The organism is Sulfurimonas sp. HSL3-1, assembly GCF_039645995.1.
GTDB lineage: Bacteria > Campylobacterota > Campylobacteria > Campylobacterales > Sulfurimonadaceae > Thiomicrolovo > Thiomicrolovo diazotrophicus.
In genome coordinates this window covers 2,259,732-2,281,075 of the sequence record NZ_CP147920.1, presented here as the reverse complement: position 1 = coordinate 2,281,075, position 21,344 = coordinate 2,259,732, and the positions used below count along the sequence as shown (strand labels likewise).

At 59.6% G+C, this 21,344-nt stretch carries 20 protein-coding genes; 13 read left to right on the top strand and 7 right to left on the bottom strand.

Annotation, left to right across the window (positions count from 1 at the left end):
- The gene (locus tag WCY31_RS11600) at window positions 1-1,224 is read left to right on the top strand and encodes an LL-diaminopimelate aminotransferase (RefSeq protein ID WP_345969951.1); all 1,224 of its coding nucleotides are present in this window, start codon (window positions 1-3) and stop codon (window positions 1,222-1,224) included.
- Window positions 1,217-2,479: a homoserine dehydrogenase gene (locus tag WCY31_RS11595; RefSeq protein ID WP_345972502.1), complete on the top strand. Its 1,263-nt coding sequence runs from the start codon at window positions 1,217-1,219 to the stop codon at window positions 2,477-2,479. The genes WCY31_RS11600 and WCY31_RS11595 overlap by 8 nt, the downstream gene beginning before the upstream one ends.
- Window positions 2,480-2,544: 65 nt before the next feature.
- Here WCY31_RS11595 and WCY31_RS11590 read toward each other — a convergent pair whose 3' ends face one another.
- Window positions 2,545-3,258, bottom strand: a complete 714-nt coding sequence (locus WCY31_RS11590) for a hypothetical protein (protein WP_345969949.1) — start codon at window positions 3,256-3,258, stop codon at window positions 2,545-2,547.
- 148 nt (window positions 3,259-3,406) lie between these two features.
- Between WCY31_RS11590 and WCY31_RS11585 the strand changes: the two genes are divergently transcribed.
- From WCY31_RS11585 to WCY31_RS11555, 7 genes are all read left to right on the top strand, one after another.
- Entirely contained in the window at window positions 3,407-5,479 is a 2,073-nt protein-coding gene (locus WCY31_RS11585; RefSeq protein WP_345972500.1) for a molybdopterin oxidoreductase family protein, read from the top strand.
- A complete protein-coding gene (locus tag WCY31_RS11580; protein ID WP_345972499.1) occupies window positions 5,476-5,805 on the top strand; it encodes a YraN family protein in 330 nt (109 codons plus the stop codon). Before WCY31_RS11585 ends, WCY31_RS11580 begins: the two co-directional genes overlap by 4 nt.
- Window positions 5,806-5,961: 156 nt before the next feature.
- Window positions 5,962-6,279, top strand: a complete 318-nt coding sequence (trxA, locus tag WCY31_RS11575; protein ID WP_345969946.1) for a thioredoxin — start codon at window positions 5,962-5,964, stop codon at window positions 6,277-6,279.
- Between the two features lie 126 nt (window positions 6,280-6,405).
- Window positions 6,406-7,350, top strand: a complete 945-nt coding sequence (locus WCY31_RS11570) for an NAD(P)/FAD-dependent oxidoreductase (RefSeq protein WP_345972497.1) — start codon at window positions 6,406-6,408, stop codon at window positions 7,348-7,350.
- Window positions 7,351-7,359: 9 nt separating this feature from the next.
- Complete coding sequence (gene dapB / locus WCY31_RS11565) at window positions 7,360-8,127, top strand: 4-hydroxy-tetrahydrodipicolinate reductase (protein WP_345972496.1); 768 nt, start codon at window positions 7,360-7,362, stop codon at window positions 8,125-8,127.
- 13 nt (window positions 8,128-8,140) lie between these two features.
- Entirely contained in the window at window positions 8,141-9,493 is a 1,353-nt protein-coding gene (purF, locus tag WCY31_RS11560; RefSeq protein WP_345969943.1) for an amidophosphoribosyltransferase, read from the top strand.
- An 8-nt stretch (window positions 9,494-9,501) separates the two neighbouring features.
- The gene (locus tag WCY31_RS11555; protein ID WP_345972495.1) at window positions 9,502-10,467 is read left to right on the top strand and encodes a TIGR01212 family radical SAM protein; all 966 of its coding nucleotides are present in this window, start codon (window positions 9,502-9,504) and stop codon (window positions 10,465-10,467) included.
- A 203-nt stretch (window positions 10,468-10,670) separates the two neighbouring features.
- Here WCY31_RS11555 and hisIE read toward each other — a convergent pair whose 3' ends face one another.
- The 3 genes from hisIE to WCY31_RS11540 all read right to left on the bottom strand — a co-directional run bounded on the left by hisIE (window position 10,671) and on the right by WCY31_RS11540 (window position 13,424).
- Window positions 10,671-11,351 carry a bifunctional phosphoribosyl-AMP cyclohydrolase/phosphoribosyl-ATP diphosphatase HisIE gene (hisIE, locus tag WCY31_RS11550; RefSeq protein ID WP_345972494.1) on the bottom strand — a complete coding sequence of 227 codons (681 nt, stop codon included), beginning with the start codon at window positions 11,349-11,351 and terminating at the stop codon, window positions 10,671-10,673.
- Between the two features lie 74 nt (window positions 11,352-11,425).
- The gene (locus WCY31_RS11545) at window positions 11,426-12,493 is read right to left on the bottom strand and encodes a prohibitin family protein (RefSeq protein WP_345969940.1); all 1,068 of its coding nucleotides are present in this window, start codon (window positions 12,491-12,493) and stop codon (window positions 11,426-11,428) included.
- Window positions 12,494-12,506: 13 nt separating this feature from the next.
- Entirely contained in the window at window positions 12,507-13,424 is a 918-nt protein-coding gene (locus tag WCY31_RS11540; RefSeq protein WP_345969939.1) for a branched-chain amino acid transaminase, read from the bottom strand.
- A gap of 147 nt (window positions 13,425-13,571) precedes the next feature.
- Here WCY31_RS11540 and WCY31_RS11535 point away from each other — a divergent pair, with 147 nt between their 5' ends.
- From WCY31_RS11535 to WCY31_RS11520, 4 genes are read left to right on the top strand one after another with little or no spacing between them, the layout of a single operon-like run.
- A complete protein-coding gene (locus tag WCY31_RS11535) occupies window positions 13,572-15,707 on the top strand; it encodes a xanthine dehydrogenase family protein molybdopterin-binding subunit (RefSeq protein ID WP_345972493.1) in 2,136 nt (711 codons plus the stop codon).
- Window positions 15,698-16,141 carry a (2Fe-2S)-binding protein gene (locus WCY31_RS11530; protein ID WP_345972492.1) on the top strand — a complete coding sequence of 148 codons (444 nt, stop codon included), beginning with the start codon at window positions 15,698-15,700 and terminating at the stop codon, window positions 16,139-16,141. Before WCY31_RS11535 ends, WCY31_RS11530 begins: the two co-directional genes overlap by 10 nt.
- Complete coding sequence (locus WCY31_RS11525; RefSeq protein ID WP_345972491.1) at window positions 16,138-16,944, top strand: FAD binding domain-containing protein; 807 nt, start codon at window positions 16,138-16,140, stop codon at window positions 16,942-16,944. The genes WCY31_RS11530 and WCY31_RS11525 overlap by 4 nt, the downstream gene beginning before the upstream one ends.
- Window positions 16,941-17,486 carry a nucleotidyltransferase family protein gene (locus WCY31_RS11520; RefSeq protein WP_345972490.1) on the top strand — a complete coding sequence of 182 codons (546 nt, stop codon included), beginning with the start codon at window positions 16,941-16,943 and terminating at the stop codon, window positions 17,484-17,486. The genes WCY31_RS11525 and WCY31_RS11520 overlap by 4 nt, the downstream gene beginning before the upstream one ends.
- Window positions 17,487-17,488: 2 nt before the next feature.
- On the opposite strand, the gene WCY31_RS11515 is transcribed toward WCY31_RS11520, so the two are convergent.
- The 3 genes from WCY31_RS11515 to WCY31_RS11505 all read right to left on the bottom strand — a co-directional run bounded on the left by WCY31_RS11515 (window position 17,489) and on the right by WCY31_RS11505 (window position 21,155).
- A complete protein-coding gene (locus tag WCY31_RS11515; RefSeq protein WP_345972489.1) occupies window positions 17,489-18,772 on the bottom strand; it encodes an NCS2 family permease in 1,284 nt (427 codons plus the stop codon).
- A complete protein-coding gene (gene ade / locus WCY31_RS11510; protein ID WP_345972488.1) occupies window positions 18,769-20,397 on the bottom strand; it encodes an adenine deaminase in 1,629 nt (542 codons plus the stop codon). The genes WCY31_RS11515 and ade overlap by 4 nt, the downstream gene beginning before the upstream one ends.
- Before the next feature lie 308 nt (window positions 20,398-20,705).
- Window positions 20,706-21,155 carry a globin gene (locus WCY31_RS11505; protein WP_345973793.1) on the bottom strand — a complete coding sequence of 150 codons (450 nt, stop codon included), beginning with the start codon at window positions 21,153-21,155 and terminating at the stop codon, window positions 20,706-20,708.
- Window positions 21,156-21,344: the final 189 nt, after the last annotated feature.

Sequence of the window (21,344 nt, the reverse complement as noted above, 5' to 3'; positions counted from 1 at the left end):
ATGTTTGACGAAATCCAGTTTGACCGCATCCGCCGTCTCCCGAAGTACGTTTTTGCTGAAGTGAACGACCTGAAAATGGCCGAACGCCGTGCCGGGGCGGATGTCATCGATTTCAGTATGGGCAATCCTGACGGCGACACGCCGGAACATATCCGCGACAAGATGGTCGAATCGGTCATGAAGACGAAAACCCAGGGTTATTCCCAGTCCAAAGGGATCTATAAGCTCCGCCTGGCGATCTGCGACTGGTACAAGCGCCGCTATGACGTCGAGCTCGATCCGGAGACCGAAGCGGTTGCCACGATGGGCTCCAAAGAGGGGTACGCCCACTTGGCTTATGCCATCACCAACCCCGGCGACGTCGCCGTCGTCCCGGACCCGACCTATCCGATCCACTCCTACGCCTTCATCCTTGCCGGCGGCAGCGTGCAGAAGATGCCGTTGATCTTCGACGAGGATTACAACGTGGACGAAGACGCCTTTTTCGAACACCTCGAGACGGCCTTCAAAGATGCCTTCCCGAAACCGAAATACGTGGTTGTCAACTTCCCGCACAACCCCTCCACGGCAACGGTGACGCCGGCGTTCTACGAGCGCATTGTCGCGATGGCGAAGCGCGAACGCTTCTACGTCATTTCCGATATCGCCTACGGCGACATCACTTTTGACGGCTACAAAACCCCTTCCATCATGAGCGTTGAAGGGGCCAAGGACGTGGCGGTCGAGTCGTTCACGCTCTCCAAGAGTTACAATATGGCGGGATGGCGCGTCGGGTTCTTTGTCGGGAACAAGAAACTGATCGGCGCCCTGCAGAAGATCAAAAGCTGGCTGGACTACGGGATGTTTACCCCGATCCAGGTCGCGGCGACCGTCGCATTGAACGGCGATCAGAGCTGCGTGGACGAGATCACCCATAAGTACGACATCCGCCAGGATGTGCTGATCGATGCCTTTAACCGGGCGGGGTGGCCGGTCCGCCGCAACCGCGCTTCCATGTTCGTCTGGGCGAAGATCCCCGACTGCGCGGCGCACCTGGGGTCGCTCGAATTCGCCAAACGCCTCCTGGTCGAGGCGCAGGTCGCGGTCGCACCGGGCATCGGTTTCGGCGAATACGGCGAAGGGTATGTCCGTATCGCGCTGATCGAGAATGACAAGCGCATCCGCCAGGCGGCAAAGAACATCAAGCAGTTCTTGAAGCAGTTCGAGGAGAAGGCCGATGCTTAAAGTCGGCGTGATCGGTGTCGGGACCGTCGGCACTGCGGTGGTTCAGATCCTCGAAGACAACAAGGAGATGATCACGGCGCGGGCCGGGACGGAAGTTGTCGTCAAAACGGGTGTCGTCCGTACCCTGAACAAAGAGCGCGGGATCGATATTGCGCTCACCAGTGACCCCTACGAGGTCGTCAACGACCCGGAGATCGATATCGTCGTGGAATTAATGGGGGGCGTTGAAGGCCCCTTTGATGTCGTCAAAAAGGCGTTGGAGAACGGCAAGGCGGTCGTCACGGCGAACAAGGCCCTGTTGGCGTACCACCGCTATGAGCTCCAGGAGCTGGCCGGGGATCTTGCCTTCGAGTACGAAGCGAGCGTTGCCGGCGGTATCCCCATCATCAACGCCCTGCGCGACGGCCTTTCGGCGAATCACATCGAGAGCATCAAGGGGATTATGAACGGTACCTGCAACTACATGCTCACGAAAATGACGGAGGAGGGTGTCGCCTTTGACGCCATCCTCAAAGAGTCGCAGGAGCTCGGCTATGCCGAGGCGGACCCGACCTTCGACATCGGCGGCTTCGATGCGGCGCACAAGCTGCTGATCCTCGCCTCCATTGCCTACGGGATCGATGTCAAACCCGAGGATATCCTGATCGAGGGGATCGAGTCCGTCACCCAGGAGGACATCGCTTTTGCCAAGGAGTTCGGATACGCGGTTAAACTGCTGGGCATCGCCAAGCGCGACGGCGATGCCGTCGAACTGCGGGTGCATGCGGCCCTGATCAGCAAGGAGCAGATGATCGCGAAGATCGACGGCGTGATGAACGGCGTCAGCGTCATCGGCGACCGCGTCGGTGAAACCCTCTATTACGGACCGGGTGCCGGCGGAGACGCGACGGCGAGCGCCGTTGTCGCCAATATCATCGACATCGCCCGGGCCGGGGGAAAACGTTCGCCGATGCTCGGCTACAACACTCCGCTGGAACATGGGCTGAGACTGCGCCCGAGCGACGAGATCGAGACCAAGTATTACCTGCGTATCCGCGTTGAGGACCGTCCGGGTGTCCTGGCCAAGATCACCCAGCTCTTCGGCGAGTTTGAGATCTCCATTGAGACGATGCTGCAGCGTCCCGCTTCCGGCGGCTATGCGAACCTGCTCTTCTCGACGCACTGCGCGGTCGAAGGCAATATGAAAGAGGTCCTCTCCCAGATCGAAGGGCTCTCCTTCGTCATGGCGAAGCCGGTCATGATCCGGATCGTCTAAACCTTTACCATCTGCTTTTCAGCCGCTTTCAACACGAAGTGGCCCCTCGTCACTCTTTGTGCGCTTTACGACTCTTTAAGCAGCATCAGTCCCCGAACGAATAGAAAAAGGACGAAGGCAACCGCGCCGACGGGCGGCAGTACGAAGGTCAGCAGCGCCAGCAGGCCGGTATAGAGCTTTTTGCCGCCCGTCATAAGGTAGCTGCCGTAGCCGACGCCGGCGGTGAGGGCGAGCCAGGCGAGAAAGAGGAAGAGGGTACTGCTCTGCTCCATCAGGGGCAGGAGACGCTCAAAGAGCTGGATAAGCAGGTAGACGACAGGGAGGCTCAGCCAGGCAATGGCAAAGAGCGGGATGAGTGTCCGCGTGAATGAACGGGTACGCGCCCAGAGTGCCGCCACGAAGAGCAGGGCGCCGGCGGTGTGCACTGTGACAAGCATCCAGACGGTTTTGATATGGGACGCCTTGTCCGCCCCGGTCAGGGCGTGATGCAGTTTCAGTGTCTTGTAGTGGGCGAATTCGGCTCCGAAGGTGTAGAGGATACCGCTGAGGGCGACCAGAGCGACCAGGGCGATCCCCTGGAAGAGCGTTGCCTGCCGGCTTGATTGCCGTGCGATGAAGAGCATAGCGTACCCTATTCCCAGCAGTGAAATGGCGAGAAGCGGCAGGGCGCCGTAGCGTATCAGGGGGAGATGGACCACGGCGAGGCTGGCGATACCGACGGCGTAGGCGAAGGCCCCCATCTCCAGAAGTTTTTGACGTTCCTGCAGACTGTTATTCATCTAATGTATCTCTCTTTTTGGATTTATTATACTATGTTGAAACAATATGTCATATGAGGTCAGGGTACAGCAGATTAAGCCCCCAACCGCTAGACTTTTTTAAAAATTTCAGGTGCACGTCAGCGACGTGTGCTTACCAGGATTGAACATGGGCAATTCGGTCAAAGTGATCGACAGCGTCTGTACCTACTGCGGCGTCGGCTGTGATATCGAAGGGCATGTCGAGGACAACCAGATCGTCAAGATCGGCGCCTCGGCGGACGGCTATGTTTCGCAGGGCAAGCTCTGCATCAAGGGCAAATACGGTTTTGATTTTGTCAGTGACGCCAACCGTCTCCGCACTCCGCGGATCCGCAAAAGCTTCTTGGCGAAGAACCCGGCGATTGCCGAGGCGTTCGGCGGAAAACTGCGCGACTTCGACGAGACCTGGTTCGAGTGCGATGTCGATACCGCGGTGAGTGCGGCGGCGATGAAGCTGCGGGAGATCCAGTCGAAACACGGCGAAAAGAGCTTCTGCGCGATCGGCGGGGCGCGTACCAGCTGCGAGAGCGCCTACCTTTTCCAGAAGTTCACCCGCCATACGATGAACTCCCCCCATGTCGACAACTGTGCCCGCGTCTGCCACAGCCCCAGTCTTAAGGGGATGCGTACGACGATCGGCGAGGGGGCGGCGACGAACCCCTATAACGACATCTACGAAACGGAGTTTATGGTCGTCATCGGTTCGAATACGACCGAGGCGCACCCCATCGTCGCCAACCGCATCGTCGAGGCGGCGCAGAAGCACCACAACCTCGCCGTCATCGACGTGCGTGACATCAAGCTGATGAAGTTCGCCAAGCACAAGGCGATTATCCCCCACGAGGCGAACCTGCTCATTCTCAACATGATGGCCCGGGTCATCATCGAAGAGGAGCTCTACAACAAAGCATTCATCGGAACACGCACGAAGTGGTTCGAGGAGTACAAAGAGAAGATTCTGGGTGACCCCTATACGGACCCGGACTATTTCAAGCAGGTCAGCGGTTTCGAGCACCTCGCCAAGCTGATCCCGAACATCGCCCGCGAATACGCCGTGAAGAAGTCGATGATCTTCTGGGGGCTGGGGATTACCGAACACCTCGACGGCTCCTACGCGGTCATGGCGATCACCCACCTCGCACTGCTGACGGGGAACATCGGCCAGACCGGGGCGGGGCTGATGCCGCTGCGCGGCCAGAACAACGTCCAGGGCGCCTGCGACATGGGGTGTCTGCCCTACTACGACCCCGATTACCAAAAGCCCAAGGAAGAGGGGCTCATGACGCCGCAGCTCGTCGACGCGATGCTTGAGGGCAAGATCAAGGCGGTGCTCAACATGGGCGAGGATATCACTCATATCCATCCCAACCTCAACAAGATCGACAGGGCGTTCGAGCAGCTGGAGCTGCTGATGGTCCAGGAGATCATGATGAACGACGTCGCCAAGCGCGCCGATATCGTCGTCGGGGTCAAGTCCGCCTACGAGAAGACAGGCGTCTACGTCAACGCGATGCGCCGTCTGCACCTCTCCCAGCCGCTGGTGCAATCGGACCTGCCTGATGACTGGGAAGTGATCCAGATGCTCGATAACAAGATGGGCGGCAGCTACGATTACAAAGAGAGTTCCGAGGTGTGGGACGAGGTACGCGAAGTCGCCCACCGCCGCTTCAGCGGCGCCTCCTACATGCGCCTAGAGCGCCACCGAAAGCGGGGGCTCCAGTGGCCGGTCTACACCGAAGATACCCCGGTACTGCACCTGCTCGACTTCCGGACGCCCGACGGTCTGGGGCAGTTCCACTACCACCAGTACGCGCCCCGCGGCATGGTCCCCGAGCTCATCGCGAAAAAACGGGTTGAAGACGGCTACTATCTGACGACGGGGCGAACGTTGGCCCATTACAACAACGCCGCCCAGACGAAGGCTTCCGAGCGCCTGAACAAGCGTTATGACGAAGATATTCTGCTGGTGAGCGAAACGGATGCGGCGGCCTTCCCGACGGAAAAGGCGGTCTTGCATACCGAATACGGCTCTTCGGCCCCGCTGCGGGTCAAGATCACCGACAAGGTACAGCCTGGCACGCTCTTTGCAACGTTCCACCATGCGGGCTCGCGCATCAATGCGCTTTTCGGGGACAAGCGGGACGAACTGATCCTGACGGCGGCGTTCAAATCGATCAAGGTCCGGGCCGAAGCGGTATGAGCCGGGCTGCAGGGGACGTCGCCGAACAGCAGGCCGTCGATTTCTTGCGCGTACGCGGGTTCAGGATCATCGACAGGAACGTCAGCAGCCGTTTCGGCGAGATCGATATCCTGGCCATGCGGGATGAGGTGCTGCACATCATCGAGGTGAAAAGTTCCCCGACCTTTGAACAGGCGGCGAACAACGTCACACCGGCGAAAATACGCAAGATCCTGATGACGGCGGAAAGCTATATGAAAAAGCACCGCCTGGAGCTTGACTACGTGCTTGACGCCGTGATTGTCAGCGGCGGGGAGTGCGAATTGCTTGAAAATATCACCTTGTAGGGATGTTTCAGAATACACTTATTTTAAATAGGATAATATTTCTCCGATTTAAAAAATATCGGAGACAAAGCTTCTTAATAAAAATTATCATGCGAAGTTTACTTTATAAATTTTGCAGGTATAATGAAGACACGATATTCATGAAAGGAATTCAAAATGGGAAAATATGTTGAACTGACGGCTGCTACATTTGAGGACACTGTAAAAGAAGGTGTTACACTGGTTGACTTCTGGGCACCGTGGTGTGGACCGTGCCGCATGATCGCACCGGTAATCGAAGAGCTGGCTGAAGATTACGAAGGCAAAGCGACCATCGCGAAAGTGAACACGGATGAAGAGCAGGACATCGCCGTAAAATTCGGTATCCGCTCCATCCCGACGGTCATGATCTTCAAGAACGGCGAAGTCGTTGATCAGATGATCGGTGCTGCTTCCAAGCAGGCGTTTGAAGAGAAAATCAACGCACACCTCTAATACTTTGCAGGCGCTCGCCTGCACCCCAACTTTAAACTTCTCACTGCTTCTGTGTCAAAGTCCATCTTTAGTATGTTAGCGATATTATTTCTCCATTAATTACCGTAAGGGAATAAAGGGTTTTCCATGCTCGATTGTGCCATTATCGGAGGCGGTCCGGCCGGACTGACGGCGGGGCTTTATGCGACGCGCGGCGGCTTGAAAAACGTCGTGATGTATGAACAGGGCATGCCCGGGGGCCAGATCACGGGCAGCAGCGAGATTGAGAACTATCCCGGGGTCACCGGCGAGATCTCCGGTATGGACCTGATGATGCCGTGGCCGGAGCAGTGCATGCGTTTCGGACTTAAGCATGAGATGGTCGCAGTGACCAACGTTGCGCGGACACCGGAGGGGACTTTCCGCATCACGCGCGAAGACGGCAAAATCGACGAAGCGCTCAGCGTCATCGTCTGTACCGGTTCGACGCCGAAGCGTGCAGGCTTCAAAGGCGAGGATCTCCTCTTCGGACGCGGCGTGAGCACCTGCGCCACCTGTGACGGTTTCTTCTACAAAGGCAAGGAGGTCGCCGTGATCGGCGGCGGAGACACGGCGCTCGAAGAGGCGCTCTATCTCTCCAAGATCTGCTCCAAGGTCTACCTGGTGCACCGCCGGGACCGTTTCCGGGCCGCACCGAGTACGATCGAGCGTGTCAGCAACACCGCCAATATCGAGCAGGTGCTTGATGCCGTCCCCGACGAGGTCTACGGGGACGCGATGGGCGTGACCGGGCTGCGGGTCGCTTTCCGCGACGGTACGACCCGCGATCTGGAGATCCCGGGCGTCTTCGTTTTCGTCGGCCATAACGTCAACAACGCCGTGCTGAAACAGGAAGACGGCAGTTGGCTCTGCGACGTCAACGACTGGGGACAGGTCATCGTGGACCTCAGTATGCGTACCAGTACGCCGGGCGTTTTCGCCGCGGGCGACCTGCGCATCGAGGCACCGAAACAGGTCGTTTGCGCCGCAGGCGACGGTGCGACGGCGGCGCTTCAGGTGATCACGTACGTCGATGAAAAACAAAACGCTTAGAGGATGAGAATGGTAAACGTCGGAATTTACGGGGCGACCGGCCGTGTAGGCAAACTGCTGATCGAGGATCTGGGCCCGGAGGAGACGCTGAAGCTCTCCGCGGTCTATGTCCGTAACAGCCTGGAGGCTTCCCTGCCGGAGGGGACACTGGTGACCAATGACGTGGAGGCCTTTGTCGCGGCGTCGGACATCATTATCGATTTTTCCCTGCCCGAAGCGGCCCAGCCGCTGCTCGAAACCCTGCTAAAAACCCCGAAACCGCTGGTCAGCGGGACGACGGGCCTGAATGTCCACCAGCTCAACCTGCTCAAAGAGCTGAGCGGCGTGGCGCCGGTGCTGTATGCGACGAACATGTCCCTGGGCGTGGCGCTGCTGAACAAGCTCGTCAACCTCGCCTCCAAGACCCTCGACGGGTTCGACATCGAGATCGTCGAGATGCACCACCGCCACAAGAAAGATGCCCCCAGCGGCACGGCGCTGACACTCGCCGAATCGGCGGCAGCGGGCCGTGAACTTGACCTCGACAAGGTCCGCGTCAGCGGCCGTAACGGCAATATCGGCGAACGCACCGGTGACGAGATCGCCGTGATGGCGCTGCGCGGCGGCGACATCGTCGGGCGCCATACCGTCGGTTTTTACAACGACGGCGAGTTTATCGAACTGAACCACACCGCCACCAGCCGCAACACCTTCTCAAAAGGTGCTATTCGTGCGGCGAAGTGGCTGCATACGCAACCCAGCGGCCTCTATTCCATCGCCGACTGCCTCGGACTGTAATAAAAGGAGTCATATGCGTCAATCATTGAATGAAAAATGTGCCGTCGTCGGCATCTTCAACCATGTCGAAGCTTCCAAGCTCGCCTATTTCTCCCTGCATTCGCTGCAGCACCGCGGCCAAGAGGCGGCGGGGATCAGTTCCGGGGACGGGGAGCGCCTGCACACCATCAAAGACCGGGGGCTCGTTACCCAGGTATTCGACGAGCAGAAGCTGGCGACGCTCAAAGGGCATATGGCCATCGGACATACCCGTTATTCGACGGCGGGAGACGATTCCATCCTCGATGCCCAGCCTGTCCATGCCAATTACGACCTTGGGCAGATCTCCATCGTCCACAACGGAAACCTGACCAATGCCCAGGAAGTCCGCAACAAGCTCATTAAAGAGGGGGCGATCTTCCAGAGCTCCATGGATACGGAGAACCTGATCCACCTGATCGCCAGAAGTAACCAGGGCAAACTCAAAGACCGTATCATCGATGCCGTCAAGCAGATCGAGGGGGCGTTCTCCCTCGTTTTCCTGAGCCGCAGCAAGATGTTCGCTGTCCGTGACCGCTTCGGTTTCCGTCCGCTGGCGCTGGGACGTATCGGTGAAGGATACGTTGTCGCCTCCGAGACCTGTGCTTTTGATCTGATCGGGGCGACCTATATCCGGGACGTTGAACCGGGCGAAATGCTTATCTTTGAAAAGGGGAAGGCACCACAGTCGCTCAAGATCTTCGATGCGATGCCGAAACACTGTATTTTCGAATACGTCTACTTTGCTCGTCCCGATTCCGAAGTCTTCGGCAAAAATGTCTACCAGAAACGCAAGAACATGGGCGTGCAGCTGGCCAAAGAGCAGCCGATCGAGGCGGATATGGTCGTGCCCGTCCCCGACGGGGGCGTTCCGGCAGCCATCGGCTATTCGCAGGAGAGCGGGATCCCTTACGAGATGGGGATCATGCGTAACCACTACATCGGCCGTACCTTCATCGAGCCGACGCAGGAGATGCGCGACCTGAAAGTCAAGATGAAGCTCTCCCCGATCCGCGAACTGATCGAGGGGAAACGCCTCATCGTCATCGACGACTCCATCGTTCGCGGGACGACGAGCCGCCGCATCGTGCGTATGCTCAAAGAGGCGGGCGCGGCTGAGGTGCATATGCGCATCTCCAGCCCGCCGACGACGGACCCCTGCTTCTACGGTGTGGACACGCCGAACAAAGAGAAGCTGATCGCGGCCAATATGAGCATCGACGAGATCTGCCACTACATTGAGGCGGACTCTCTGGCGTTTCTGAGCACCGAGGCGCTGATGCGTTCGGTCCGGGCCGAGGGCAGCGAATACTGTACCGCCTGCTTTACCGGCGAGTACATCGTCTAGGGACGCGTTTGCAGCCGAAGCAGATCTATACTTTCGGGACCTATCTCCAGGAGAAATTCGGCGAGAAGGTCTTCAAAGTCTCCATCTCCATCTCCGGCTTCACCTGCCCCAATATCGACGGCACCGTTGCCCGGGGCGGCTGTACCTTCTGCGAGAACGACTCCTTCAGTCCGAGCCTCGACAAAGTCCAGCCGCTCAAGGGTTTCCACCTGAACCTGCAGAGCAAAGAGAACCCCTACCTCCCCAAGCAGCTCGAGCAGCTTGAAAAGCAGTTCGACGTCCTCTCGGCGAGACTACGTCGCGAATACGGGGCGACGAAGTTCCTTGTCTATTTCCAGTCCTTTACGAATACCTATGCCCCCTTCGAGACGCTCAAGGCGCTCTATGACAAGGCGCTCTCCTTTGATGACGTCGTGGGGCTCAGTATCGGGACGCGCTCGGACAGTATCACCGACGAGACCCTCGACTACCTCTCCGAACTGGCCAAAACGAAAGAGATCTGGGTCGAGTACGGCATCCAGTCCGTCTACGACGAGACCCTCGAGCGGATCAACCGCGGCCATGACAGCGCCAATGTCGAGCACTGGATCAAGAAGAGCAAAGCGGCGGGCCTGCATGTCTGCGGCCACCTCATTTTCGGGCTGCCAGGCGAAACGCAGGAAATGATGCTGGAGACGGCGGCGAGGGCGTACGAGTGGGGGATCGATTCGGTGAAGTACCACCCCCTCTACGTCGTGACGCGCACGGCACTGGCCAACGAGTACGCCCGGGGGGAGTTTACGCCGATTACGGAGGAGGAGTACCTTGATACCCTGCTCAAGGCGATCGAGATGAAGCCCGAGCGTGTCTCCGTGCAGCGCATTACCGCCGGGATCGACAACGACACCCTCATCGCGCCGGCGTGGTGCCGGGACCGCAATACGCAGGTACGGCATATCAATGCGGCGCTGAAGACAATCGGGATGAAATACTAAGGGGTTTGTTCCCCTTCTTCTTTGCTTGTGCAAAGCAGAAGCCGAACCGGGAAGAAGAAAGCACAAAGGGCTGACGCCTTCGGGACATCCCATTCTCTATTTATCCGCTCGACACGCTAATTACCGTTTCTGACTTTATAGAAGATGTAGATACTGTCGCAGAATTCTGCAGTATGCACTTTAGAAGAAGAATAGCCCTTGGTTTATGAAGGGCGTGAGGCCTTTTCCGCAATGCCGCTTATGCCGAAGCGGCGGGCGAGCTCCTGCTTGATGCGGTCGGGGGAGATGTTCTTGTAGCCCAGGGCGACGAGGACGTGGTAGGTGAGGTCCGCCGCTTCGTAGACGATCTCCTCCTCGTCGTCGTCCTTGACGGCGAAACTGAACTCTCCTGCCTCTTCGACGACCTTTTTGAGGATCGTGTTTTCCCCTTTACTCAGTAGCTTGGCCGTCCAGGAGGTTTCCGGGTTGGCGTTCTTGCGTTCGAGGATCGTGTGGTAGAGGGTGTCGATAACGCCGTAGGCTGCCGTCGTATCGACCTCGACCTGCATTGTTTCGCTGCCGCTGTCGAGCTCGGTGAAGAAGCAGGATTTGCGGCCGGTGTGGCAGGCGACACCCTCCTGCTCCACTTTGAGCAGCAGGGTGTCGTCGTCGCAGTCGATGAGGAACTGCTTGATGTGCTGCAGGTGGCCGCTGCTTTCGCCCTTTTTCCACAGCCGCTGCTTGGAACGGGAGTAGTAGTGGGCGAGTTTCGTCTCCAGGGAGAGCTGGAGGGCTTCACGGTTCATATAGGCCATCATCAGGACTTCGTTCGTATGGACGTCCTGCACGATGACGGGAAGCAGTTCCTGTTTTTGCCAATCGACCCGATTGAGTATTTCTTGCATGTTTCTTCCAGGAAAAAGGATTGAATCAAAGCGGCTGTATGCCGGCTTGATTCAACCCTCCGAGAGGGAGGGGGTTACTTGATGGCGCTCTGGCGCTGCGGGTTCTTCATGTCGACCCAGATGTTCGGGGTGGAGCCTCCCGGGGTCAGGAATATCTTCGCATCTTTGTTCTCGCGCAGGGCGTCGTTGAACTGTCCCTGGACCTTGATCTGCTCCATCTGGAGAAGCTTGTCCGTGAGTGAGGCGCTGATGGCCTTGTTGGCCTGGGCGGTCGCGTCGGCTTCGATCTTGATCGCGTTGGCTTTACCCTCCGCCTCGATGCGGACGGCATTGGCTTTACCCTGGGCCTCGGCGGCCCGTTTGAGGGCTTCCTGCTTGGCGCGCTGGACATCCTGCTCGGCTTTCTGGACCTGCTGCTTGGCGATCTGGACGCTTTCGATCTGGTCCTTGACCTTCTGCGGCAGGACGATTTCACGCAGCTGCACCGACTGGAAGATGGCAGGAGAGTTCTCCTGCCCCTCGATGCTTTGGCGGATGCCCTGTTCGATCTGGTTCGCGATGGTATTGCGGTTCGTCGGCAGGGATTCCGCTTCGTACTGGCCGACGACGTTGCGGACAATGTCGCGCACGACGGGGTTGATGATCTTCTCTTCCCAGCTGAAGCCCCAGTTGGAGATCGTCTGTGCCGCGTACTGCGCATTGAGGCGGTACTGGACCGTCAGTTCGATGGAGACGGGCAGACCGCGTTTATCCAAGACGGTGATCGCCGGACGGACTTCAAGGCCTTCGCCTTCGGCCCCGGCACGCTCGATGCGGCTGGCGTAGTTGATGATCCTCACCTTCGTATCGACGAGGTAGACCTTCTGGATCACGGGGATGATGAAGTGCAGGCCCGGCAGGAGGGCGTTGGGTTCATACTTCCCGTTGGTCGCGAGGATACCGCGTTCGCCTTCGGTAATGATAACGAAGGGTTTGGCGAGGAGCAGGAAGACAACGATGACGACGCCGAGAAGGAGCAGTGCCGATTTGCCTTTGCCCATGTTGAACTCCATCTTGGGGGGCTTGGGCGGGGTGAACCCGCCGCCGCTGCCGCCGGAGCTGCTTTTTTTCTTGTTGAAGTAGTCGTTCATGTCTGTTGCCATGCTTGCTTTCCTTTTAGACGTAGGTCAGGTAGTGCGTGTAGTTCGGGTTGCGTCCGAAGACGACGTCGAAGTAGGCGCTCTGCAGTTTTTCCGTGATCGGACCGCGGGCGCCGTTGCCAAGCACGCGGGCATCGATCTCGCGGACCGGGGTGATCTCCGCGGCCGTGCCGGTCAGGAAGGCTTCATCGGCGATGTAGGCCTCTTCCCGAGTGACGCGGCGGCGGACAACTTCATAGCCCATATCCTGGGCCAGCTCGATGATCGTCTTTTGGGTGATCGATTCGAGGGAGTTGTCGTTCGGCGGCGAGATGAGTTTGCCGTCGCGAACCATGAAGAAGCCCGCGCCGCTCGCTTCGGCGACGTACCCCTGGTCGTCGAGGAGCAGGGCTTCGTCGTAGCCGCACTCGACCGCTTCGAACTTGGCCATCTGCGAGTTCAGGTAGTTTGCGACCGCCTTGGCCTTACCCATGTTGGAGGTGTTGGCCGGGCGGGTGAACGAGGAGATCTTGAGGCGGATACCCTTGCGCATTCCCTCTTCGCCGAGGTAGGCGCCCCACTCCCATGCGGCGACGGCCGTCTCGACAGGGGCATCCTTGTGGTAGAGGCCCATAACGCCGTAGCCCAGGAAGGCAAAGGGGCGCAGGTAGACGTTGTCGCCCGTAAAGTCATTCTTGCGGATCAGTTCGATCTGCGCGTTGTTGAGCTCCTCGACGCTGTAGGGGATGTTCAGCAGGACCATCTTGCCCGACTGGATCAGACGCTCGGTGTGGTCGTTGAGGCGGAAGATGGCGTACCCCTTGTCGGTTTTGTACGCCTTGGTCCCCTCGATGACGCCGTTGCCGTAGTGCAGCGTATGTGACAGTACGTGGACTTTTGATTCCTGCCAGGGAAGGAATTCGCCGTTCATCCAAATGTACTTGGCTTCGTTCATTGGTTCTCCAAATTATCGGTAATTCTACGAAAGTCGGATATTTTATCCAAGTGGTGTTTAAGGCTGCGTTAATGGGGCTTTCGCGAATGTTTGGGCATAATGGTTTAAGGTGGCTCCGGAGGGAGCCGTTCGTGCGAGGAGGAGGCGATGGGAGTCGTAGGCGAGAGTGTCGTTCGTGTCGATGCCGCGTCGAAAGCGGACGGGACGTTGCGCTATACGGATGATCTGCCTTTTGAGGGGTTGTACGGGGCGGTTGTCCGCTCCGAGATCGCGTATGGAAAGATCCGTGCGATCACCTTTGACGCCTCCTTTGATTTCTCCGATATCATCATTGTCGACCACAGAGACATCGAGGGTCGCAACGCCAACGTCGTTCTGACCGACGACCAGCCCTTCCTTGCGGAGGCGAGGGTCCGGCATATCGGGGAGCCGATCCTCCTGCTGGCGCACCGTTCCAAACGGCGGCTCCGCGAGGCAATGGCCCATATCACGATCGACTACGACGCGCAGGAGCCGGTACTGAGCATGGAGGAGTCCCTGGCGCTCAAGCAGCGGCTCTACGGCGAGGATAACGTCTTCAAAGCCATCCATACGGTCAAAGGGAGCCCTCCGCAGAAGACGGGTCTATTCAGTCTGGAGAAGACCTACACGACCCCGCACCAGGAGCAGGCCTACCTGGAACCGCAGAGCATGCTGGCGCGCTACGACGGCGGGCGGGTCAAGATCATCGGTTCGATGCAGTGCCCCTTCTTCGTCGAGGCGGCGCTGGAGGGACTTGCCGGCGAGAAGATCGAGGTGGAGCAGGCCCCCACCGGTGGCGGCTTCGGCGGCAAGGAGGACTACCCCTCCCTCATTGCGGGCTACGCCTACCTGCTGTGCAAGAAGGCGGGGCAGGATGTCAAGATCGTCTATGACCGTGAAGAAGATATCGCCTACACGACCAAGCGGCACCCCTCAAAACTGCGCTACAGGAGCCGTTTCGACGCCACGGGAAAACTGCATGCGCTTGAAGTGGATGTCACGATCGACGGCGGGGCGTATGTAACGCTCTCGCCCGTCGTCCTTGCGCGTTGCGTTCTGCATGCGGCGGGCTTCTACGACTGCGGCTATATCAGGGTCGATGCCCGCGCCGTGGCGACGAATACGCCGCCCAACGGGGCATTCCGCGGTTTCGGTGCCCCGCAGGTCCTTTTCGGGATCGAGCGCCATATGGACGATATCGCCCGTCATCTCGGCCTCTCGCCGGCGGCGGTCCGCGAGGGCAATCTTCCCGGTGCGGGTTCGGTTGGCGTTTCGGGGGTGCCGATCGCTGAATACGCCCGGCTGCGTGATCTGTTCGAGACCGCAAGGCGTGAGAGCGGTTTTGATGCCATTTATGACGCCCCGGCGCCGAACCGTGGGATTGGAATGGCGCTCTTCATGCACGGGGCGGGCTACACGGGCGTCGGGGAGAGCATGCTGGCTTCCAGCGTCTCGATCGCCCTGGAGGCGGACGGCAGCGTCGAGATCCGTGTCGGAAGCGTGGAGATGGGGCAGGGGACGCTGACGGCGCTGCCGCAGATCGTTGCCGATGCACTGGACCTCCCCGTCGGGATGGTCTCCTGCCGTACCCCGAATACCGCCGAAGTTGCCGACAGCGGGCCGACGGTCGCCTCGCGGACCGTGATGATCGTCGGGCGTCTGCTCGCGCAGGCGGCGGGTAAGCTGAAAACGGCGCTCGGCGATTACGGTACTCCCGATGCGTACCGGGCGGCGGTAGCGCGCTATTGCAAAAGCGGCGGTCCGCTGCAGTTCGGGGCCTCCTATGAACAGCCCGCCGACATTCTCTGGGATGAAGACCTCTTTTACGGCAACGGCTACGAGGCGTACGGGCTGGGATGCTACATCGCCGAAGTGGAAGTCGACCCCGTCGACTACCGCGTCCGGGTCGTCCGTTTCGACGCCTACAACGACGTCGGGCAGGTCGTTAACCCGGTGATGGCGGAGGGGCAGGTCGAAGGGGGCGTAGCCCAGGGGATCGGGTACGCCCTGTGCGAGCGCCTGGTGTATGAAGCGGGGCGGGTTTACTCCCCGCATTTGAGCGATTATACACTGCCGATGGCCCCCGATCTACCGGAAATTGCAGTGCGTTTCCTCGGCACAGACGGCCCTTCGCTGGGGCTGGGGGAGCTGCCGATGGACGGTCCGTCCGCCGCCGTCGCCAACGCACTGGTCCATGCCCTTGGGAGCGCGTTCGACGCCTTGCCGATTACCCCGGAAGCCGTGGAGGAAGCATGCAGATAACGTGTACGATCAACGGCAAAATCCACCGTTTCGACTGCGCCCCGGAGACCCGGGTGCTTGACCTGGTGCGCGACGCGGGAATGACGTCGGTCAAGGCGGGCTGCGGCGAAGGGGAGTGCGGCGCCTGCAGCCTCTTCGTCAACGGCAGACTCGTCAACGCCTGCCTGCTGCTCGCCCCGCAGATACACGACGCGGAGATTGTGACGCTGGAGGGACTGCAGGAGGAGACGGCTGCAATCCGCGAAAGCTTCGCCGAACACGGAGCGGTGCAGTGCGGCTTCTGCACGCCGGGCTTCGTCCTGCGCGCCTACGACTACCTGAGCCATGGCGGTGAACGCAGTGAAGAGGCGATCAGGGCGGCCCTGGACGGCAACCTCTGCCGCTGTACCGGATACAAGAAGATCGTCGAGGCGATCACGAAGGTGAAGTCATGAACTATCTGCGCGCGACGAATCTCGGCGAGGTGACGGCACTGCTGGAAGAGTATCCGGAGGCACTGCTGCTCTGCGGCAGCACCGACGCGGCGCTGCAGTTACGGCATCGACCTGAAACGGCCACCCTCATCGACATCCACGCCCTGGAGGAGCTGAAAGGCGTCAGTGCGGAGGGCGACCGCATGCGGATCGGTACGCTTGTGACGCTCAATGAACTGCTTTACAGCGATGCGGTCCGGGAGTCTCTGCCGCTGCTGGCCGCGTGCGCTGACACCTTCGGCTCACACCAGATCCGCAACCTCGCCACCGTCGGCGGCAACATCGCCAACGCCTCGCCCGCCGCGGACCTGACGGCCGCGCTGGTGGCGCTGGAGGCTTCGGTGACGCTGGCGTCGCAGGACGGGGAGCGGAGCGTGCCGCTGGAAACGCTCTTCTGCGGCTACAAATGCACGAAACTCGACCATGAGCTCATTACCGCCGTCACCGTCCCGCTGCAGACAGGGAGCTGGTACTACCGAAAGGCGGGGATGAGGGAGCGGCTCAACATCGCGAAGGTGAGCATCGCCCTAACGCACGGCAGCGGGGGTTTCCGCATCAGCGGGGCGTCACTGGGTCCCTCTCCCGTCCGCTTCCGAACCCTCGAGGCTCTGCTGGACGGGGGCGTGTACGACGACGCTGCGATCAAAGCGGCCCTTGAGAACGATGCGGACCCCTCCGGCGGGTACCGTTCGACGAAGGCGTACCGCCTCCGGGTGGCGTTCAACATGATCAAAGAAGCCCTCTCGCAGCCGGAGGAGAGATGACGGTCGTCCTGCTCGCCGCGGGGAAATCCTCCCGCAGTTCCGTGATGAAACCGCTCTACAGGGTGGACGGTGAGTACCTGATCAACCGGCAGATCCGGCAGCTGCGCAGCTACGGGTACGACGTCGCCGTCGTCCTGGGGCATGCCTTTGATCAGATCAGCGCCGCCCTTCCAGAGGGGGTGCGCGTCATCCGCAACGAAGCGTACGGGGAGGGGATGTTCTCCTCCGTGAAGAAGGCATTCGAGACGCTCGATGCACCGGAACTCTACTTCTGCCAAGTGGACCGCCCTGTACCGGACAAGGGTGTCTTCGAGGCACTCTCAAGAAGCAAAAGCCCCGTGGCGACGGCTTTTTTCGAGGGACACCGCGCCCCGCCGCAGCGCATCAGCGCCGTTATGAAAAGCGATCTGCTCGCCTCGGACGTGGGACGCCTTGATGCATGGATCGAGGCTACCGGCATCGCAGAGGCCGTTGCCGTCGACGATCCGAAGGTGGCGCTCAACGCCAATACGGACGAGGAACTCAGACGCATTTTCGGCTGAGCTCAAAGAACGAAAAAGACGAGTAGGGCGACGGCGGCGAGGACGCCCATCGCGATATCGATCTGCCTGAAACGCCCCTGGATGAGGCGGATAAAGACGTAGGCGAGTGATCCCAGCAGCAGCCCGTCGGTAATGGAGTAGGTGAGCGGCATCCCCAGGACGATGAGGAAGCTACTGTACTTGACCGCCGCGTCCGAATAGTCGATATGCTGCAGTTCCCCGAACATCATGACGCCGATAACGATAAGCACCGGATAGATGGCATTGGAGGGGATCGCCTGGAAAAAGGGGAGCCAGAAGAGCGGCAGAATGAAGAGCAGCCCGGTAACGACGGCGGTCAGTCCCGTTCGTCCGCCCGCTTCGACGCCTGCAGCACTCTCGATGAACGCGGTCGTGCTGGTCACCCCGGCGAGGCCGCTGAGCATCGTCGCCGCGGCGTCGGCCTCGATGGTGCGCTGCAGGGGGACGGAATCCCTGCCGTGAAAGAGGTTCGCACGCATGCCGACTCCGGTCAGAGTACCCAGGGTGTCGAAGAGGTCGGTGATGAGAAAGATGAGAATGAGCGGCGCCATCGAGAGGCTCAGGGCAGAGGCGATGTCGAGCTCGAAGGCGATCGGCGCCATGGAAGCGGGCAGGGAGAAAAAGGCCCCGGGCATCGGCTCCACCCCCGTCGCCCAGGCGAGCAGGGCGGTCAGTATGATGGAGAGGATAAAGGCCCCGCGGACCTTCTTGATGACAAGCAAGATCGCCAGGGCGAGGCCGAAGAGGCCGATGAGCAGGTGGGGGTCTTTGAGGTTGCCCAGGGTGACCAGGGTTGCCGGGCTGTCCGTGATGAGGTGAAGCTGTTCCATCCCGATAAAAGCGATGAAGGCGCCTATCCCCGCGCTGACGGCGCGTTTGACATCGATGGGGATCGTTGCGATCATCCAGCGCCGCAGCGGAGTGATGCTGATAAGGATGTAGAGGATGCCGGAAAGGAAGACGATCCCCAGGGCCGTTTGCCACGCCAGCCCCATCCCTTTGACGAGCCCGAAGCTGAAGTAGGCGTTGAGCCCCATGCCGACGCTCATGGCAATCGGGGTGTTGGCCCAGAGGCCGTTGAGGATAGAGGCGATGATGGTCATAACCGCCGTTGCGGTAATGACGGCATCGAAGGGAAGACCCGCCGCGCTGAGGATCGCGGCGTTGACGGGGATGATGTAGAGCATGGCGAGGAAGGTCGTAAAGCCGGCGGTCATCTCGGTGCGGATGTCCGTGCCGTGGTCGCGGAGTTGAAAGAGGTTCATGGTTCTAATTTGCACCCTTTGATGAAGTGGAAGCTCCGCCCGTCGAAGAGCCCTTTGTCGCTGAGCTTGAGCTCGGGGATGACGAGCAGCGCCATAAACGAAAGCGTCATAAAGGGTGCGTGCAATTTCGAACCCAGCGCCGTTTTAACGAAGCGATCCAGCGCTTCGTACTGCTCGGCGACCTTGAAGCCGTCCTCCCCGCTCATGATCCCGCCAATGCGCAGCGGAAGCAGACGCTCAGCTGCTTCGTTGAGGGCACAGACACCTCCTTGCGCGTCGACCACAAGGTTGACCGCCCTGGCAATGGCTTCGTCGCTGCAGCCGACAGCGATGATGTTGTGCGAATCGTGGGCGACACTGGAGGCGATGGCCCCCTCTTTCAGCCCGAAACCGCTGACATAGGCGACGGCGGGCGGGGCATCTTCGTAACGGTTGACGACGGCGATTTTGAGGATGTCGTGCTCGGGGTCACCGATGCGGTGGGCGGGGACGTTTTTCAGCGAGGCGACCATCTCGTGGGTCACCAGTTCGCCGTCGACGGCCTCGATCACCTCCGCGGTGTCGCAGGGCGGGAGGGCAAAATCCTCCGGCCGCTTAAGTGAGGCATGGAAGTTGTTGAGCTCCGGCAGCGGTACGGAGGGGATCAGGCTGCTGCCTTTTTCGGCCACCGTACGGCCCCCGATAACGGTCCGTAGGACGGTAAAATCCTCCAGGGTGTCGACTTCGATGAGGTCGGCGCTCTCCCCCGGCTGCAGCGTCCCGACACCGAGGCCATAGTGCTCAATGGGGTTGAGGCAGGCGATGCGCAGCACGTCGAAAAGGTCATACCCTTTTGCGACGGCACGCCGTACGAGGGCGTCGATGTGTTCGCGGCGGAGGTCGTCGGGGTGGCGGTCGTCGCTGCAGAACATCAGCATTTCTGGGTATTTGCCTATCAATGGGGCAAGGGCTTCGAAGTTTTTCGCGGCGGAGCCTTCGCGGATCAGGATCTTCATCCCCGCCTGCACCTTCTCCAGCCCCTCTTCGTAGCTGAAGGCCTCATGGTCGGTCGTGATGCCCGCAGCGATGTAGCGTTTCAGGTCGTCGCCGCGCAGGCCGGGGGCGTGGCCGTCGACGGGTTTACCCAGCGCCTTTGCAGCTGCAATCTTTGCGAGCATTTCCGCGTCGCCGGCAATGACCCCGGGGAAGTTCATCACCTCGCTGAGATAGCCGATCTGCGGCTTGGTCAGCAGTGTTTTCACTTCATCGACGCCGAGGGTCGCGCCGCTCGTTTCAAAGGGGGTCGCCGGGACGCAGGGGGAGGCCCCGAAGGCGAAGTGGAAGGGAACCTTCTGGGCATTCTCCAGCATGAACTCGACCCCTTTGATCCCGAGGACGTTGGCGATCTCGTGGGGGTCGGAGACGGTCGCCACGGTGCCGTGGAGCGTGGCGAGGCGGGCGAATTCGCTCGGCGGGAGCATGGAGCTTTCGATGTGGATATGGGCGTCGATGAAACCGGGGAGGAGGTAGGTGGAGCAGGGGGTGCCGATTTTGGTGACGGAATCGATAACGCCGTTTTCAATGATGACTTTGGCGGGGTAGATCTCGCGGCGGCGGATATCAACATAGTTGGATTCGATGACCATGGTTTTGCACCTCTTTTCAATCGAATACATTTTTGCATAGATGGGATAAAGGGGGGATTACTTGGAAAGTTGCTGTTTTCTAGTTGGTGTGCTGTTCCCTTTCTTCTTTGCTCGCACAAAGAAGAAACCGAACCCGAAAGAAGAAAGTGCGAAAGGCTGTTGCTTTCGGGATATTCCATTCCCAGGCGATCCGGCTGATACGCTAAATACCGTTTCTGACCAGACGAAAGAAGATAGATATTGATAAGCTTTTTTATCACTCGCCCCGGAGGAAGTTCCCTCAGGGATAGGGTGTGCGCAAAATTCAGTTATGCGGACGGTGTGTTAATCATCCAGGTGGAGAAGACGTTGATGTAGTCCCAGAATGACTGGACGTACGCTTCGTCTATGCCCTCTTCGACGAGCTGGGGCAACAGCTGGGCGTAGAATTCCAGCCAGCGGCGGCGGGCCGCTTCGTCGATGCGGAAGGGGGCGTGGCGGCCGACCATGCGGGGTTCGCCGCGGTGCTGGTTGAAGTAGTCAGGACCGCCGCAGATCTGGATGAAGAAGTCGGCGGCATTGGTTTTTGCCTGCTGGAAATCGTCTTCGTCGTTGACGGGGAAGAGGAAGGCGATATCGCTGTCACGGATCAGTTCGTAGTGGTCGTCGACAAGTTTGCGGAAGCGCGCTTCGCCGACCTGCTGGTAGAAGCCGGGATGGGGTTTTGTCACCGGGGGACGGACGCCGAGCTGGCCGGGGATGATTTCAAGGTTAAGCATCATTTTCCTATCGGCGGCACCCGGGGGATGCCGCATTTTTTGTTTCGATTGTAAAAGGTTTTTTCTAAAAGCAGTGTTAATGGCGGGCGGCAAACGGCGGCTTAACGGCCCGCTTTGTATAATAGATACACTTTTTTGCAGGATTTTTGTGAGCACCGGCATTGCCTTGGGGCAGAGCGCGGGTCGCTG